At 63.8% G+C, this 14,941-nt stretch carries 10 protein-coding genes and 2 pseudogenes; all 12 read right to left on the reverse strand.

Going from position 1 to position 14,941, the window contains the following annotated elements; genetic code table 11:
- Positions 1-49: 49 nt before the first annotated feature.
- Positions 50-970: a malonate decarboxylase subunit epsilon gene (mdcH, locus tag CD58_RS26785; RefSeq protein ID WP_025215948.1), complete on the reverse strand. Its 921-nt coding sequence runs from the start codon at positions 968-970 to the stop codon at positions 50-52.
- On the reverse strand, positions 967-1,590 hold the full coding sequence (locus CD58_RS26790; RefSeq protein ID WP_025215949.1) for a malonate decarboxylase holo-ACP synthase: 624 nt from the start codon (positions 1,588-1,590) through the stop codon (positions 967-969). Before CD58_RS26790 ends, mdcH begins: the two co-directional genes overlap by 4 nt.
- Positions 1,584-2,387, reverse strand: coding sequence for a biotin-independent malonate decarboxylase subunit gamma (mdcE, locus tag CD58_RS26795; RefSeq protein ID WP_025215950.1), 804 nt, complete (start codon positions 2,385-2,387; stop codon positions 1,584-1,586). The genes CD58_RS26790 and mdcE overlap by 7 nt, the downstream gene beginning before the upstream one ends.
- Positions 2,384-3,235, reverse strand: a complete 852-nt coding sequence (locus CD58_RS26800) for a biotin-independent malonate decarboxylase subunit beta (RefSeq protein WP_025215951.1) — start codon at positions 3,233-3,235, stop codon at positions 2,384-2,386. The genes mdcE and CD58_RS26800 overlap by 4 nt, the downstream gene beginning before the upstream one ends.
- Positions 3,228-3,527 carry a malonate decarboxylase subunit delta gene (locus tag CD58_RS26805; protein WP_003177514.1) on the reverse strand — a complete coding sequence of 100 codons (300 nt, stop codon included), beginning with the start codon at positions 3,525-3,527 and terminating at the stop codon, positions 3,228-3,230. The genes CD58_RS26800 and CD58_RS26805 overlap by 8 nt, the downstream gene beginning before the upstream one ends.
- A complete protein-coding gene (locus CD58_RS26810) occupies positions 3,527-4,402 on the reverse strand; it encodes a triphosphoribosyl-dephospho-CoA synthase (RefSeq protein WP_025215952.1) in 876 nt (291 codons plus the stop codon). The genes CD58_RS26805 and CD58_RS26810 overlap by 1 nt, the downstream gene beginning before the upstream one ends.
- Positions 4,403-6,073, reverse strand: coding sequence for a malonate decarboxylase subunit alpha (mdcA, locus tag CD58_RS26815; protein ID WP_025215953.1), 1,671 nt, complete (start codon positions 6,071-6,073; stop codon positions 4,403-4,405).
- Positions 6,074-6,323: 250 nt separating this feature from the next.
- Positions 6,324-6,748 (reverse strand): annotated as a pseudogene (locus tag CD58_RS26820) (hypothetical protein).
- Positions 6,711-7,340 carry a nucleotidyltransferase domain-containing protein gene (locus tag CD58_RS26825; protein WP_025215954.1) on the reverse strand — a complete coding sequence of 210 codons (630 nt, stop codon included), beginning with the start codon at positions 7,338-7,340 and terminating at the stop codon, positions 6,711-6,713. Before CD58_RS26825 ends, CD58_RS26820 begins: the two are co-directional and overlap by 38 nt.
- A 270-nt stretch (positions 7,341-7,610) precedes the next feature.
- A pseudogene (locus tag CD58_RS31570) lies at positions 7,611-7,789 on the reverse strand (DUF6124 family protein); the annotation flags it as partial.
- A 637-nt stretch (positions 7,790-8,426) separates the two neighbouring features.
- Positions 8,427-8,897: a chemotaxis protein CheW gene (locus CD58_RS26830; RefSeq protein ID WP_025215955.1), complete on the reverse strand. Its 471-nt coding sequence runs from the start codon at positions 8,895-8,897 to the stop codon at positions 8,427-8,429.
- Entirely contained in the window at positions 8,890-14,820 is a 5,931-nt protein-coding gene (locus tag CD58_RS26835; protein WP_025215956.1) for an Hpt domain-containing protein, read from the reverse strand. Before CD58_RS26835 ends, CD58_RS26830 begins: the two co-directional genes overlap by 8 nt.
- Positions 14,821-14,941 lie beyond the last annotated feature (121 nt).

Raw genomic sequence — 14,941 nt, forward strand, 5'->3', positions numbered from 1 at the left:
GCATCGTCGAAGTTGTTGTTTTTGTGCTTCGCCAGCTTGAGTCGGTGGTCTAGGGTTGGCGGCTTCCCTCCTCACGCAGCAGCGCCTGCAGGGTATCGAGCCGGGCGCCGTCGAAAGCCATGACCGTGCCCTGTTCGAATACCCGGCGCGCCAGCCCGGTCAGCACCGCACCGGGCGGCAGTTCGATCTGTAGCCGCACGCCTCGTTCGTAGGCGCTTTGCACCGTGCCGCGCCAATCGACGACACGGCACATGTTGAACGCCAGGTCGTCGCGCAAGGCCTCGCTGTTAATCACAGGCCGGGCGCGGCTGCCGCTGAGATAACCCAAGGCAGGTACTTTCAACGACACATCGGCAAACGCTTGGGCCAATGCTTGCGCCGGTATCTCCAGCAACGGGCAATGGGACGGAACGCTCACCGCCAACCGGCAGGCCTTGGCGGCGCCTTGGCTGCGTGCCTGCTCGGCAACGAGCCTCATGGCCTCGTCACTGCCAGCGATGACCACCTGGTTATCGGCATTGATATTGGCCAGGTAGACCGGTGTCCTGTCGCTGTGCACCTGCGCCAGCAAGGCTTCCACTGCCGCCAGATCCAGGCCGATGATCGCGGTCATGCCATAGCCTTGCGGATACGCCTGCTGCATCAATTCGCCGCGCAGACTGACCAGCCGCAATGCATCCTCGAACCCCAGCGCACCGGCCATCACCGCGGCGGGATACGCCCCGATGGACAGGCCCGCCACGTAGTCTGGCGCGGGCGCCTGTTCCAGTAAGCGACGGGACGCCGCCACACCGGCGATCAACAGGCACAGCTGCACGGCGCGGGTCGATTGCAATGCCTCGGCACTGTCCAGTTGCAGCACGTCTTCACCGAGCACATCACTCGTTTCACCCAATATCTGTGGCGACAACCCATGGAGCATGCCGGCTCGTTGCGCACCTTGACCGGGGAACACCCACAGGCTGCTCATGCGACCTGCTCCCGCGACGGCTGCCAGGGATCACTCACCAGCCGTGCCTGAACGTCATCCTTGAGCAAGACCCGGCGCGCCGATCCCGCCCACTCGCGCAAGGCGATGGCGCCGAAAGGGGTCTGCAATTGCATGTCCACGGCGCATACCGAGCGATCCAGCTGCGCCAGCAGATCCCTGGCCTGGAGACGATCCAACGGCTGCGGCATGCGCAGGATCAGGTCCAGGTCGCTGCGCTCGTGCAGCGCCTCGATGCCGCTGGCGAGTTCGAACCCGGCGCTGCCACTGACGCCCCAGGTCCAGCCGCTGACGTCGAGTAACGGACGCAGTCGGGACAGTGCATGCAGGGCCGGCATGTCGCGACGGGATTCGACGTGACACAGGTCCTCGGGGCGCACCCGGCGCTTGATCGCCGCCACCGGCATCGAGGTGGCGTAGCGCTGCTCCCGGGATTGTCCGCGCACGCCCACCGCGACGTACCCCGCAACGGTCATCGCCCTTCGCACCACCACCGGTTGCCCAAGGCTCAAGGCTTCAACAGCCCAGACCGGCGCATCCGCAGGCAACCGCTCCGGGGTCAGCCCCCAGAGCAGGTCGTGGGCCATGAGGTTGTTCACCACTGCGCTCTCAACAACTGGCGAACCGTACTGGAGGCCGCCCGATGGGGCGCGCCCAGACGGCTGCTCAGGTCTGGAGGCGCACCGACAACATCATTGATCGCCTGTTGCAGGCAATCGCTCACCCGCGCCAGATCAGCCGCCGTCGGTTGTTCGATCTGCTCGACCGACAAGGTTTCCCACAACAACCCCAGGCTGGCAAAGCTGTCGATGTCATAGGCCATCGGCGGCACGCTGGCGGCCAGGGCTTCAAGCTCCTCGACGCTGCGCAGGGTCACCCGCGCCGCCGAGGCCTTGCCCATGGCGTGGACCATCACCCCCGGATCACGCAGTGCAATCAGTCGGTTGGCCTGGTAGCCGTGGGCGAGGAACGCCCCGGACATTGCCTTGCCCACCAACAACCCGATCACTGGATGCCCGGCCAACCGCGCACGGGCATAGCTGTCCGCCGCACCGGCCAAGGCCTGATGAATACCGAGGGCTTCTTCGCGCCGGCCATAGGCTTGGCTCGGCACATCGACAATGGCGATCAACGCACGCTTGTGGGAGGCATCACGGTCGGCGTCGATGGCATCGTCCACGGCTTTGGCCAGGCCCCAACCCTCGAGCAAACCGACTTCGCCATTGCGCGCACGGGGAAAACGACTGTCGGGATCCGCTACCACCGCCAGCAGGCGCACGTGCTGCCCGCCCAGCGCGACGTCAGCGACTTTCAACGAAGCAGGCAATCCTTCCAACGGTTTGACTTTGCCACTCAAGGCCTCGAACCAGCGCAAGCCTCTCAATGAATACGAGCTCATGGGCGTTCTCCCTGATACAACTGGCGAACCGTGGCCGGTTCGATTTGCACGCCGGTGTCCAACCGCGCCAGGCGTTGCAGGAACAGTTCAGCCTGGCCGCTACGGTGTTCGGCGGGAACGCCCAGGTGCAACAATTGGCTGACCTGTTGGCGGATCCGCGCCACATCATCGGCGACGTAACGGTCCACCAGCCCGGTAGCGAAACGCTGTTCGCCGCCGGTCAGGCTCCAGATGAACGGCCGGTCGCGGGAGTCGTACTCGTCGATGCCGGCCTCCTGCTCGATCACTTGCGGGCCGTTCAGACCGAGTCGGGCTTCCTGGGTCACCAGCAAATAACTGCACAGCCCAGCGGCGATGGACATGCCGCCGAAGCAGCCGACGCTGCCGGCCACCACGCCGACCACCGGCTGGTATTGGCGCAGGTCGACAATCGCCGAATGAATCTCGGCAATCGCCGCCAGCCCGAGGTTGGCTTCCTGCAAACGCACGCCACCGGTTTCCAGCAGCAGCACGGCCCGGGTTGGAATGCCTTTGCGGTTGTCCTCGGCAGCCAACTCCAGCGCGCCGGCAATCTTCGCCCCGCCGACTTCACCGAGACTGCCGCCCTGGAACGCGCCTTCGATGGCGGCGATCACCACCGGCAGGCCATCGATACTGCCTTTGGCAATCACCACACCGTCGTCGCTTTGCGGCACCACGCCCTGGCGCAGCAGCCAGGGCGACATGATCCGCTGGAAGGGATCGAGCAGTTCGCGAAACGTACCGTCATCGAGCAAGGCCTTGGCCCGTTGCCGGGCGCCGAGTTCGACGAAGCTGTGCTTGTTGAGCAACGCTGCACTGTCAGTCATGGCCGATCTCCTCGAAGCCTTGTTCCAGGCGCAGACGCACCACGCCGGGAGTGGCACCGAAATCGTGGATGTCGATCGCCAGGGCCGGCGGCGTCTGGCCGTCAAACATCCGCGCAAACAGATGCTCCCAGCGTTGTTGGCTACCATTGACCGAGGTCTGCACCTGGATGGTCAGCTTGCCCGCCAGGCCAGGTTCGATCAGCACTTCCAGGTCGCCCGAGCCGACGCAGCCCACCAGCGCCCGGCCCCGTGGCGGCTGCCCGGCGGGGAATTCAAAGGATAAGGTTTCCATCAGCACGCTCCAGGGAAGAGGCCAGCGCCGCGTTCGATACGATCAAGGAACAGGCAGGCGGCGAGCAGGTCGGCGGCGCCGCCCGGCGAGGCGTTCAAGGCAATCAGTTGTTGGTCCAGCGCGTGCAACTGGCGACGTCCGCCCAGGCTGGCACTGCCGCCGGCATCGAGCACCGCTTTGGCGCCCTGTTGCATGGCCTGCAAACCCGGTTCGCCGGCGCGGTAGAGCACGCAGGTGTCGGCCAGGGTGGTCATGATCGCCAGCAAGGCATCAAGCCGAGCGTTCTGCTCACCTACCCCTGCCGCGCGGCTGCGCTTGAGTTGCGGCAGGCCGAGGCCGGTCACCGCCGGGAATGCCAGTTGCGCCTCTTCCCGGGCACCGCGCACGCCGTAGCGTTGGGCGACCTGGGCGCCATGACTCAAGGGGTTGGGTGCGTAGCGGTCGTTGAGCAGGGCCAGGCGTGCGGCGCGTAAAGTGACCTCGCTTGCAACGCTGGATTCAGGTTCCAGTGCCGCAGCGGCCACGAGCAAGCCCAAGGCCCAGATCGCGCCACGGTGGGTGTTCACGCCGCCCGTGGTGACGAGCATCGCGGCTTCGCCCTCACGGCCGATCCGTCCGAGGGCTTCGCGCAATGGCAGGCCGATCTCGCCGCAATCGAGGGCAGCTTCGGCCATTTCCTTGAAAGCGGGCCACAGCGACAACGCCGAGGCGTGCATCAGGCCCAGGTGCAAATCGGTATGAGCGCCGTTGCCGCGACGGTCCACCAGAGCGGGTTTGGGCGACAGGTCGGCTTCATCGATCAGTGCGTCCACCGCTATATCAGCCAGGCATTCAGCCAAGGAGAGTTTTTTCGGTTGCAGGTTGGAAGCGTGCATTTACCAGCTCCTGAACTTGGCGGGCGGGTTGTAGAGGCCACCGGACCACTCCACCAGGTCGGCCACGCTCTTGGCCGCAAGCAGCTCGCGGGTGGCGTCGGTCCGGCGGATACCGAGGTCTTCGGGCAAGGCGATCAACCCTTCGCGGCGCATGCGCGCGGTGTCTTTCGGGTTGTGACGCAAACCGATGGCGGTGACCCCGGCCACGGCCGCGATCATCGCCTGGCGTTCTTCCAGGGAACGGGCCTTGTACAGGTAGGCGATGCCTTCTTCGGTGAGCAAATGGGTAACGTCGTCGCCGTAGATCATGATCGGCGCCAAGGGCATGCCGGCTTTTTTCGCCACGTCCACCGCGTCGAGGGTGTCGACGAAGGTCGGTTTGCCACCCTCCTGGAACGTCTCGACCATCTGCACCACCAGCTTCTTGCCACGCTCGAGCAGCGGCGCCTCGCCGTCGCCGTGGCGCATGTCGAGCCAGGCCGGCGTGCCGTGGCGGCGACCACGGGGATCGTGGCCCATGTTCGGCGCACCGCCGAAACCGGCCAATCGCCCACGGGTCACCGTAGAGGAATGGCCGTCGCCGTCCACTTGCAGGGTGGCGCCGATGAACAGGTCCACCGCGTACTGCCCCGCCAGTTGGCAGACCATGCGGTTGGAACGCAGAGAGCCATCGCGGCCGGTGAAGAACACATCCGGTCGCGCGGCGATGTAGTTTTCCATGCCCAGTTCGGTGCCGAAGCAATGCACGCTTTCGACCCAGCCGCTTTCAATGGCCGGGATCAGCGTCGGGTGGGGATTGAGGGTCCAGTTGCGGCAGATCTTGCCCTTCAAACCGAGGGATTCGCCGTAGGTCGGCAGGATCAGTTCGATGGCGGCGGTGTTGAAACCGATGCCGTGGTTGAGGGACTGGACGTTGTGCTTTTCGTAGATCCCGCGGATCGCCATCATCGCCATCAGCACATGCACAGGCTTGATATGACGCGGGTCGCGGGTGAACAGCGGCTCGATGTAGAACGGCTTGTCGGCCACCACCACGAAATCGACCCAGGACGCCGGGATATCGACTCGCGGCAGGTCGCTGACGTCGTCCACCAACTGGTTGACCTGGACAATGACAATCCCGTCGCTGAAGGCCGCCGGCTCGATCAGCGCCGGCGTGTCTTCGGTGCTGGGGCCGGTGTAGATATTGCCGGCACGGTCAGCCATGAAGCCGGCGGAAAGAACCACGTTAGGAATCAGGTCCACCACTAGCCGGGCATAGAGTTCGATGTAGGTGTGGATCGCGCCAACTTCCAGCAGGCCGTCTTCCAGCAATTGGCTGATGCGCAGGCTCTGGGTGCCGGCGAAGGAAAAATCCAGCTTGCGGGCAATGCCGCGCTCGAACAGGTCCAGATGCTCGGACCGGCCGACACTGGGCATGATCATGTGCAAATCGTGCAACTTCGAAGGGTCGACTTTCGCCAGCGAGCGCGAGAGAAAATCCGCCTGCTTCTGGTTATTGCCCTCCAGCACCACGCGGTCGCCGGGCAGAATCAACGCTTCCAGTGCTGCAACGATCTTGTCGGTGGGCAACACCACACCGTCGGCAAGCCCCTTCACCAGCCCGAGACGCCGCTGCTTTTCGCCGCGCCGCCGCGTCCAGCGCGAGTCGGGGGATATTGTTGTTGTCATGACCACTCCACGGGTTCGCTGTCGTGGGGGTTACCTTAGGAGGGTCGTGGCAGGTGCATCAATCAAGCTGAGCGGTGGATCGTTACGGTTGGAGTAATGGTGGGGAAAATGGACCCAGCCCCAATGTGGGAGCGAGCTTGCTCGCGATGGCGGTGTGTCAGGCAATATCAGTGCTGTCTGTTCTGCCGCTATCGCGAGCAAGCTCGCTCCCACAGGGGATGGATTGGAAGTTTGCGGCGACCACCATGGGTCAACTCATACTCATCAATTGCCGGACCCGTTCGAGCAGTTCTACCGCACTCTCAATCAGTTGAGTAAGAAGCGCATCATCTTCATCCATGTAGCCTTCGTACTCGGCAAGGTTGCGCCGCTCATGGCATAGGGCGAATAGCCGGACCTGCACTTTGGTGACATCCGCCGTATGAACCAGACATTGAAAGACCAGATAACGTTTGTCCGAACGATAGCCGCTCATTCGTAGCGCCGTAAGGGCGGCGGCATGGGCGGCGTTGTACGCCAGTCGAATCGACTGGCAAACGAAAGAGACACTGTTTGCGCATCTGTCAGGCGGTCCATTGCAGAGCGCATCAAGCCCTCGCATTCCTGGCGATCCGGCGGTTCTGCTTTGAGGCTGCCGCTACGTAACAGATTTTCCAGGCTTTCTTGCTTGCCCATCCTTGGACTCCAAAGGGTCTTCACCCAGCAAGTTGATCTTGTCCTGCCGCGCTACCCGCACCACGAAGCTGTTACCCGCCGCAAATTTTGCAGCCCAGTCCTGGGGCGTGTAGAGCGTAGGGTTAAGAGGACGGCCCAGTTGCTCCTCCAGGGGCATAAGCCGCTCCATCACTTCACTGTAGTGCAGGCCTTCGCCGATCAGCATGAGATCTATGTCACTGGATGCGTTCGCCTGACCTTTGGCGATGGAGCCGTAGACGAACGCCCAACTCAACTGCCTGGAAAACGGCTCCAAGGCTTGGCGCAACGGCTCGGCTATCCCCATGGTTTTTTGAACGATGCCCAACAGTTCCGCGTAGATCGGGCAATGCACATTGGCTTGGTAATGGGTTTGATTGCCCTGACGAGTCATCAGCAAAATCCCTGAGTTTTGCAAACGCTCCAGCTCCCGCATGAGACTGCCCTTGCCGACTTGAGCCCAGCGAGCAATTTCATTGGCATAGAAGCTTTGATCCGGTTTACCGAACAACAGGCCCAGGACCCGTTGCTGAGTGGCCGTGAACAACGCATCGCTTAGAGAGAGGTGATTCATGGTAAAGGCTATAAGTCCCAAAAAGGGAACGATAGGTCCCTTTTTGGGACTTATCAAGTTGGGATTGGCACTAAACGTAGCGCCCGGACTTTTTTTGGGAGCGACAGGGGGTATGTGGTTGGGTTCGAGTTCTGTAGCAAGGGGATTTATCCCCGCTGGGCTGCGCAGCAGCCGTAACCTGAGCAGTCTGACATTCCGAGAACTCAGGCTTGGGGGCCGCTGCGCGGCCCAACGGGGATAAATCCCCTCGCCACAAGAACGCGTTCAACTTTAGCGCAGGTCGACAATGTCCAGCGCCCGATTGGCCAGCAACTCGCTGAGTTCGATCATCTGCTGGATGCCAGGGCAAAATGCCGGGGCGAACCCTCAAGGTCGAAAGCCAGCTCGTTGAGCATGACATTGGCGCAGGCGAGGGTTTCGCTGAGGTTGGCCAGGAGGCATTCGCTGTCGCTCCCACACAGGTTTTTGGTCGTTTATAAGATCAGTGTCCACCGCCAATCTTGTGGGAGCGAGCTCGCTCGCGATGGCGGTGGCTCTGCTTGCATCAATGCAGAATGTGCCGCCGCCTTCGCGGGCAAGCCCGCTCCCACATTGGAATTGAGTACACCCGGGCGAAACAGGTCGGCTATAAGGCCGCCTCGCGAGCAAGCTTTGCTCCCACAGATCCAGCCCAAACAGGTCTGATTGGTAAACACCGCCCGCAAGAGCCAGGTCGGCTATTAGGCCGCCTCGCGCCGGACGTTGATCTCGGCGCCCCGTTAACCACGCTGGCCGAATGCAGGTATTGCGTAGTGGGCATCCCGGCATGGATGCCGGGATAGCCGCGCTGGGCCATGGATGGCCCTTCGCGGCGGGCCCACGGAGCAATGCCGGAGTGAGGGCATGCCGAGCCCTAGCGAGGCACCGAGTGGTGGGGCATAAAGCGTTTTGCTTACTTTTCGCCGGGCCGCGCAGGCTTCTCAAAAGTGAGCCGCCGTCAGGGCGGAACCCTAAGTGGCCGTTACCGCAGAAATGGATATGCACCCGGTCAACGGCTATCAGGCCGCCTCGCGAGCAAGCTCACCCTACATTGGAACTTCGTATGTCTCAGGATTTGTGCCGCTGAACCAACCCCGCGGCCACCACCAACTCCTCCAACGCCAACAAATCCGGCACTTTCGCCACATGTTCCCCCACCTGCACCGCCGCCTGTTCCAACCCACACAGCGGCACGTCGACGTAGCTCAGTTGGGTGTCGAGCTTGTAGGAGCGCGGGATGCCCTGCACCAACAGCGCAATGAACCTCAGCTCCGGCCGTCCGCCCAGGGCGTTGAGGACGACGATGCGCACTCGCTCGCCGATCACGGTTTTCTGACCGCAGGCCGATTCGAAGCTCAGCAGCGGGATTTGCCGTTCGCGCCAGCTCACCCAGCCGAGAAACCACGGTGGGGTGTCCATGTCGAAGGCGCTGCTCTGATAGTCGATCAGTTCGGCCACGGCCACGTTGGGCAGCACCAGGTGCCGGTCAGCCAGGGGCAGCAGCAACCCGGTGAGGTGGTGGGTGCGATGTTCATGCATGGGTCTTGCTCCAGTGGGCGATGCTGTCGAGCAGCACCGATTCCTGGTACGGCTTGCCCAGGTAATCATTGACGCCGATGGCCATGGCCCGGTCGCGGTGTTTCTGGCCGGTGCGGGAAGTGATCATGATGATCGGCAGGTGCGCCAGGCGCGGGTCGTTGCGCACTTGCGTGGCCACTTCGAAGCCGTCCATGCGCGGCATTTCGATGTCCAGCAGCATCAGGTCCGGGGCGTGTTCGGCCAGCAGCGCCATGGCATCCACGCCGTCCTTGGCGGTGAGGACGTGCATGCCATGGCGCTCCAACAGGCGGCTGGTGACTTTGCGCACTGTCACCGAATCGTCCACCACCAGCACCAGCAACGGCCGCTGGTGTTCACCCTCGCCTTCGGTCGTCGGGCGGCGCGGCGCGTGGCTGGGCATGGCGCGGATCGGCGCCAGCAGGTCGAGGATCAATACCACCCGGCCGTCCCCCAGGATGGTCGCCCCGGACAGGCCTTGCACCGCCGAGAACTGCGGGCCGAGGCTCTTGACCACGATTTCCCGGGTCCCGGCGGTGGCGTCCACCTGCACCGCGATATGCCGCTCGTTGCACTGCATCAGCAGCACCGGCAAGGGTTGGCTCTGGCCCAGCAGTTTCGGGCGGGCGCCGGTTTTCAGCAGCTCACCCAGGTAGCACAGTTCATAACGCTGCCCGGCGTAGGTATAGGTCGGCGGATCGATCTGGTAATAGCCGTCCAGCTCGGCCGGCAATACCCGGACGATGCTTTCGATGGTGTTCAGCGGAATCGCGTACTGGTCGTCGTGACACTGCACCATCAGTGCCCGGTTGACCGCCACGGTAAACGGCAGGCGGATGCGGAAATGCACACCCTTCCCCGGCGTGGAGTCGATGACCATGCTGCCGCCCAGTTGCCGCACTTCTTCATGGACCACGTCCATGCCGACACCACGCCCGGAGATCTGGGTGATTTTTTCGGCTGTGGAAAAACCCGGCTGCAGGATGAACTGCAGCACGTCGCGGTCATTCATGTCGCTGTCCGGTGCCAGCAAGCCACGCTTGATCGCCTTGCGCCGCACTGCGTCCAGCGGGACCCCGGCACCGTCGTCGCGGATGTCGAAAATGATGTCGCCACCTTCCCGGGACAGGTCGAGGCTGATGCGTCCCCGGGCCGGCTTGCCAGCGGCGATGCGCACGTCGGCCGGTTCCAGGCCGTGGTCGACGGCGTTGCGCAGCATGTGTTCCAGCGGCGCGGCCATGCGTTCGAGCACGTTGCGGTCCATCTCGCCTTCGGCATTGTCGACCACGAACTCCACGTCCTTGCCCAGTTCCTGCGCCACTTGCCGCACGATGCGCTTGAGGCGCGGCAACATGCGCTCGAACGGCACCATGCGCGTACGCATCAGGCCTTCCTGCAGTTCAGTATTGATGCGTCCCTGCTGTTGCAGCAGGTTCTCTGCATCGTGATTGCTGCGGTCGAGGGTTTCCTTGAGGTCGAGCAGGTCCGAGGCGGATTCGAACAGTGCCCGGGACAACTGCTGCAACTGGGAATGGCGATCCATTTCCAGCGGGTCGAATTCTTCATAGCCCAGGCGCTCGGCCTCCACCTGCTGGCGACTGAGAATCCGCCCCTGGGTTTCGGTATCCAGGCGGCGCAACTGGTCTCGCATCCGTTCGATGGTGGTTTCCATCTCGCCCAACGCCACCCGCGCATCGTTGACCTGCTGTTCGATGCGTCCGCGGAAGATCGACGTTTCCCCGGCCAGGTTCACCAGGTCATCAAGCAATTCGGCGGAAACCTTGACCATGTCCGCACCGTCGCTCGGTGCGGCGGGCTCGGTTTTGCCGGGCGCGGGCGTCGGGGCCGCAGGTGGAGCAGGCGCCGGTTCCGGGGCAGCGACAGCTGGGGGTGTCTCGCGCGCCTGCGGATGATTCACCGCCTGGATCTGCGCGATCAGCCGGTCCGCCAACGGGCACGGCTGGCCAGCGCGCACGGCGTCGAGCATCTGGGCGATTCGGTCATGGCTGCTTTGCAACAAACTGAACAGCGCCGGGGTCGGCTGAAGCAGGCCCGCCGCCAACCCCTCATAAAGGTTTTCCAGCTCATGGGCCAGGTCGCCGATGGGCACGATTTCCACCATCCGCGCGCCACCCTTGAGGGTGTGCAAATCCCGCAACAGGGTTTCCACGGCCTGGCGGTTCGACGGTTCTTCCTGCCAACGCAGCAGCGCCGCACCAGAGCTGTCGAGGATGTCGAAACCTTCTTCGAGGAAGATCTCCAGCAGTTCGGGATCATGCCCGGCCGCATCGGCCTGGGCCGTCCCGTTCGCCTCCGTTGTGTTCGTCTTGTCCTGACGGAACCGGCGAATGGCGTCGATCAATGCAACGGGATCGCCCAACGGCTGGCCTTGCTGCAACTGCCCGAGCAACAGGTCGAGGCGTTCATGGCTGCTGTTGAGCAGTTGCGCCAGTTCCTCGCTATGGCTGTAGCGGCGGTCCACCAGCCCTTCATAAAGGTTTTCCAGCTCCTGGGCCAGATCGCTCACCGGCCGCACGGCCGCCATCTTCGCGCCGCCCTTGAGGGTGTGCAGGTCACGTTGCAACGAGGACAGCGGCGCGCCATTTTCCGGGTCGGCCAGCCAGCGTTGCAGGGCCTGGGCGGCGCTTTCGAGGATGTCCTGGGCTTCTTCGAGAAAGATCGAGGCAATGTCGTCATCCACCGAGGTCTCGGCGGGGACGCTGCGTTCGAGTTCAGCCGTCGCATTGCCCAGTTCGCGGATGCTCAAGGTGCGGCTGCCGTCGCTGCGGATCAGGCCGGTGGCCGATGGGTCGAGACTGGTCTCGAGCAGGTTGCGCAGGGCCTGCACCCGTTCGGGTTGCGCCTGCACATGTTGCCCGGCCGCCAGCTCATCGAGCATGTCGATCAGGGCTTCATGGGCGCGCTGTGCTTCCTGGAAAAACCTGTCGCTGACCGTCAGGCTGCTTTCTTCCACCGCGCCGTAGAGGTCAAGCAGGGCTTCGCAGAGTTCGTCCACCGGGTGCAGGTCAGCCAGGTGTGCGCCTTCACCGAGGGTGGTCAGCTCATCCAGCAGCGCACTCAGTTCCTGGCCTTCGCCCGGGTGCTGCTGCCAACGCTGCAACAGGCTCTCGGCGTCCAGCAGGATGTCCATGCCCTGGGCCAGGAAGTTGTTGATCAGTTGGGGGTCGCGCTTGGTCCGCAGCCCTTTGTTGGGTGCGCTGAGGGCCGCTTGCAGACGTTCGGCCAACAGGGCCTGGGCGCGCTGGATCAGCTCCTCGGCGCCGGGGATTGGCGCCAGCGGCGCGCTGTGCAACTGACGCAGGCCCAGGCGTAGCAAGCCTCCGGCCTCCAACAGCAGTTCGACCTCATCCAGGTCGAGGGCGATCAGGTGTGCCTTGTATTCCCGGGCCAGCTCGTCCAGCGCACCGGCCAGCTCAGCGATCGGCAGCACACCGGCCATGGATGCGCTGCCCTTGAGGGTGTGCAAGGCCCGCTGCAGTTCGTCGCTGGCCTGTAACGGCAGGTGGTCGGCGGCCTGGTCGAGAAAGCGATTGAGGCTGGTGAGGTGGCCCTGGGCTTCGTTGTCGAAGATCTTCAGCAGCAGCGGATCGAGAGCCGCCACGTCCTGTACATCTTCGTCTTCTTCCTCGCGCCCCCTGGCAAGCGCATGGGCGCGAACGGCCAGGCGGTCGACATCGTCACGCTGGCGCTGGCGATGGGCGGCGAATTCGTTCACCAGGTCGGGTAGCAACTGCACCGTTTCGTCGATCAACTGCCGGACCGACGCATCGGGTTCGACGCTGCGTTCCAGCACCCGGTTGAGCAGGTTTTCCACGGCCCAGGCCAGCTCACCCAGCACCAGTGCCCGGACCATCCGGCCGCTGCCCTTGAGGGTATGGAAGGCCCGGCGCAGTTCACTCAAGGCCCCCTGGTCGTCAGGGTGAGCCGTCCAGCGCGGCAGGTACTCGCGCAAGACATCCAGCACTTCGCCGGTTTCCTCGAGGAAGACCTCGCGCAACTCATCGTCCACCGGATGCTCATCCACCGGCGGCGGCAGCAGGCTGCCTGGGGTGTTCCTGGCGGGTGGATTGACCGCCGAGACCGGACTGGCCAGCACTTGGGCCAGGGACTGCACGGTCTGAGGGTCATCCAGCTCCTGCAAGTCCTGCATCAGTTGGGCTTCGTTGGGGCTCAGCACATCGTCAAGCAAGGGCACACGGGCTTCGTCGGGGAAATAACCGAGCGCGGCCAGGCTCCGCTCCACCACATCCAGCAAGGGTTCGCCGGGGGTTTCCGGGTCTTCGCTCAAACGCTCCAGGTAGTATTCGAGGCCGGTGATCACGTCGGCCAGGTGGTCAAGTTCTTCCCAACCCGGCTGGGCGTGCTCCAGTAACAGATGCTCGCGGATGAAACCGTTGCAGGCCTCCACCAGGCTGGCGGCACGGCTCAGGGGGATCATCGCCAGCGCGCCACGGACCTGGGTCAGCAGCGCCGGCAAGGCCTGCAGTTGCTCGCTGTTCCAGTCGGCGTCGATGTAGTCGACGATCATGTCCTTGGCCTGTTGCAGGCAGGTGTGGGCCTCTTTGATGACGATCTGGTGGATCTGGGTCAGGTCGGTGGTGGGCAGGTGGGTGTCTTCGCGGCTCTCGGGCTCGACGGTGCCAACCATGCCGGCCAGGGTCGCCTCGACGTAGAGCAAGGCCCCGGCGACGTCCATGAGGGTCGCGTCATCCGGCTCGCACTGCCCCTGGGCGAGGCTCAGCACCACCGCCAGTTGATCGATGATGACCTTGCGCGGCTGGCCGAAACCGAGCACCGCCAGGGTGTCGGCGATCTGCCGCAGGGGCGCCAGCAGGCTGTCCAGCTCCGAAGCGTGCTGACGGTCGCTGCGCACGAACAGGTCGAGGCGCTCCTTGACCCGCACCAGCTCTTCGCAGAGCGCGGCGAGTACCGAGCGCATGGCATCGCGGTCGGGCCCGGCCAGGCGCGCCCGCTCTTCGTCGACCATGGCGCTGTCAGGCAGCGCGTCGTCCAGTGAGTAGCGTTCTTTCATGATCTGCATCTGCCCGCTGGGTTGTTCGGCCTTGGCAATATAGAACAACAAGCTCTTGAGCAGGTGTGGCGGTGCCGGTTGATTGATGCCGGGCATGCCTTGGTCCAGCAGGCGCTTGAGCTCCTTGTCGGCTTCCTTGAACAGGCTGCGCAACGCCGGGCTGTTGGCGATGCGCCCCTCGCGCATGCCCTCGACCAACGCCGAAGCCACCTGCCACAGGGCATTGAGCGGTGCCCCGGCGCACAAGCCCTCCAGGCGCAGGAAGACTTTGGCCAGGTAACCGAGGTGGGTGGTGTCATCCTGCTCACGCAGCAGGCCGACCAGGGCCACTTGCAGGGTCTGGCGCAACTTGCGCAAGGTGCTTGGCAGGTCCGCCGGCTCTAGGCGTTTCAAGGCCTCGTCGCTGAGCGGCGCGATATCCGGCAGCTCGGGGCTGAACAGGCTGGTCTCCGACAACAGGCTCTCGCCTCGGGCGCTGCGCAAATCGTTGATCAGCGGCAGCACCACCAGCGGCAGGTCGCGACGGGCGCTTTGGATACGGTCCAGGTAAATCGGCAACTGCCCCAAGGCCTGGCTCAACAGGCTGATGGCTTCGTCGCGATGAGCGATGCGGTTGTCCTGCAGGGCAGCGCACAGCTGCTCCATCTCCTCGGCCAGCAACGCCGCGCCGTAGAACTCGACCATCTGCAAGCCGCCGTGGACCTGGTGAATGCAAGCCAGGCATTGCCCGAGGGCATCCGACGCCTGCGGATCGTCCACCAGGCGGTTGAGGGCCAGATGGGCCTGCTTCAGCGTTTCGGCAATCTCGCCCTTGACCCATTCCAGGGCCACATAGTCGTGCCGATCACCCATAACCACTCCAAATCAAAAGTCGTATGCCAAGGGTAAAAGTCAAACCCTGTGGCGAGGGAGCTTGCTCCCGCTTGAGCGCGCAGCGCTCACAAAATCCCTGGGGGCCGCTGCGCAGCCCAGC

The organism is Pseudomonas brassicacearum, assembly GCF_000585995.1.
GTDB lineage: Bacteria > Pseudomonadota > Gammaproteobacteria > Pseudomonadales > Pseudomonadaceae > Aquipseudomonas > Aquipseudomonas brassicacearum_A.

Excerpts from the sequence above, each read along its gene's own strand:
- mdcH (WP_025215948.1), bottom strand. The coding sequence starts at position 970 with ATGAGCAGCCTGTGGGTGTTCCCCGGTCAAGGTGCGCAACGAGCCGGC.
- mdcE (WP_025215950.1), bottom strand. The coding sequence starts at position 2,387 with ATGAGCTCGTATTCATTGAGAGGCTTGCGCTGGTTCGAGGCCTTGAGT.
- CD58_RS26800 (WP_025215951.1), bottom strand. The coding sequence starts at position 3,235 with ATGACTGACAGTGCAGCGTTGCTCAACAAGCACAGCTTCGTCGAACTC.
- CD58_RS26805 (WP_003177514.1), bottom strand. The coding sequence starts at position 3,527 with ATGGAAACCTTATCCTTTGAATTCCCCGCCGGGCAGCCGCCACGGGGC.
- CD58_RS26810 (WP_025215952.1), bottom strand. The coding sequence starts at position 4,402 with ATGCACGCTTCCAACCTGCAACCGAAAAAACTCTCCTTGGCTGAATGC.
- mdcA (WP_025215953.1), bottom strand. The coding sequence starts at position 6,073 with ATGACAACAACAATATCCCCCGACTCGCGCTGGACGCGGCGGCGCGGC.
- CD58_RS26825 (WP_025215954.1), bottom strand. The coding sequence starts at position 7,340 with ATGAATCACCTCTCTCTAAGCGATGCGTTGTTCACGGCCACTCAGCAA.
- CD58_RS26830 (WP_025215955.1), bottom strand. The coding sequence starts at position 8,897 with ATGCATGAACATCGCACCCACCACCTCACCGGGTTGCTGCTGCCCCTG.
- CD58_RS26835 (WP_025215956.1), bottom strand. The coding sequence starts at position 14,820 with ATGGGTGATCGGCACGACTATGTGGCCCTGGAATGGGTCAAGGGCGAG.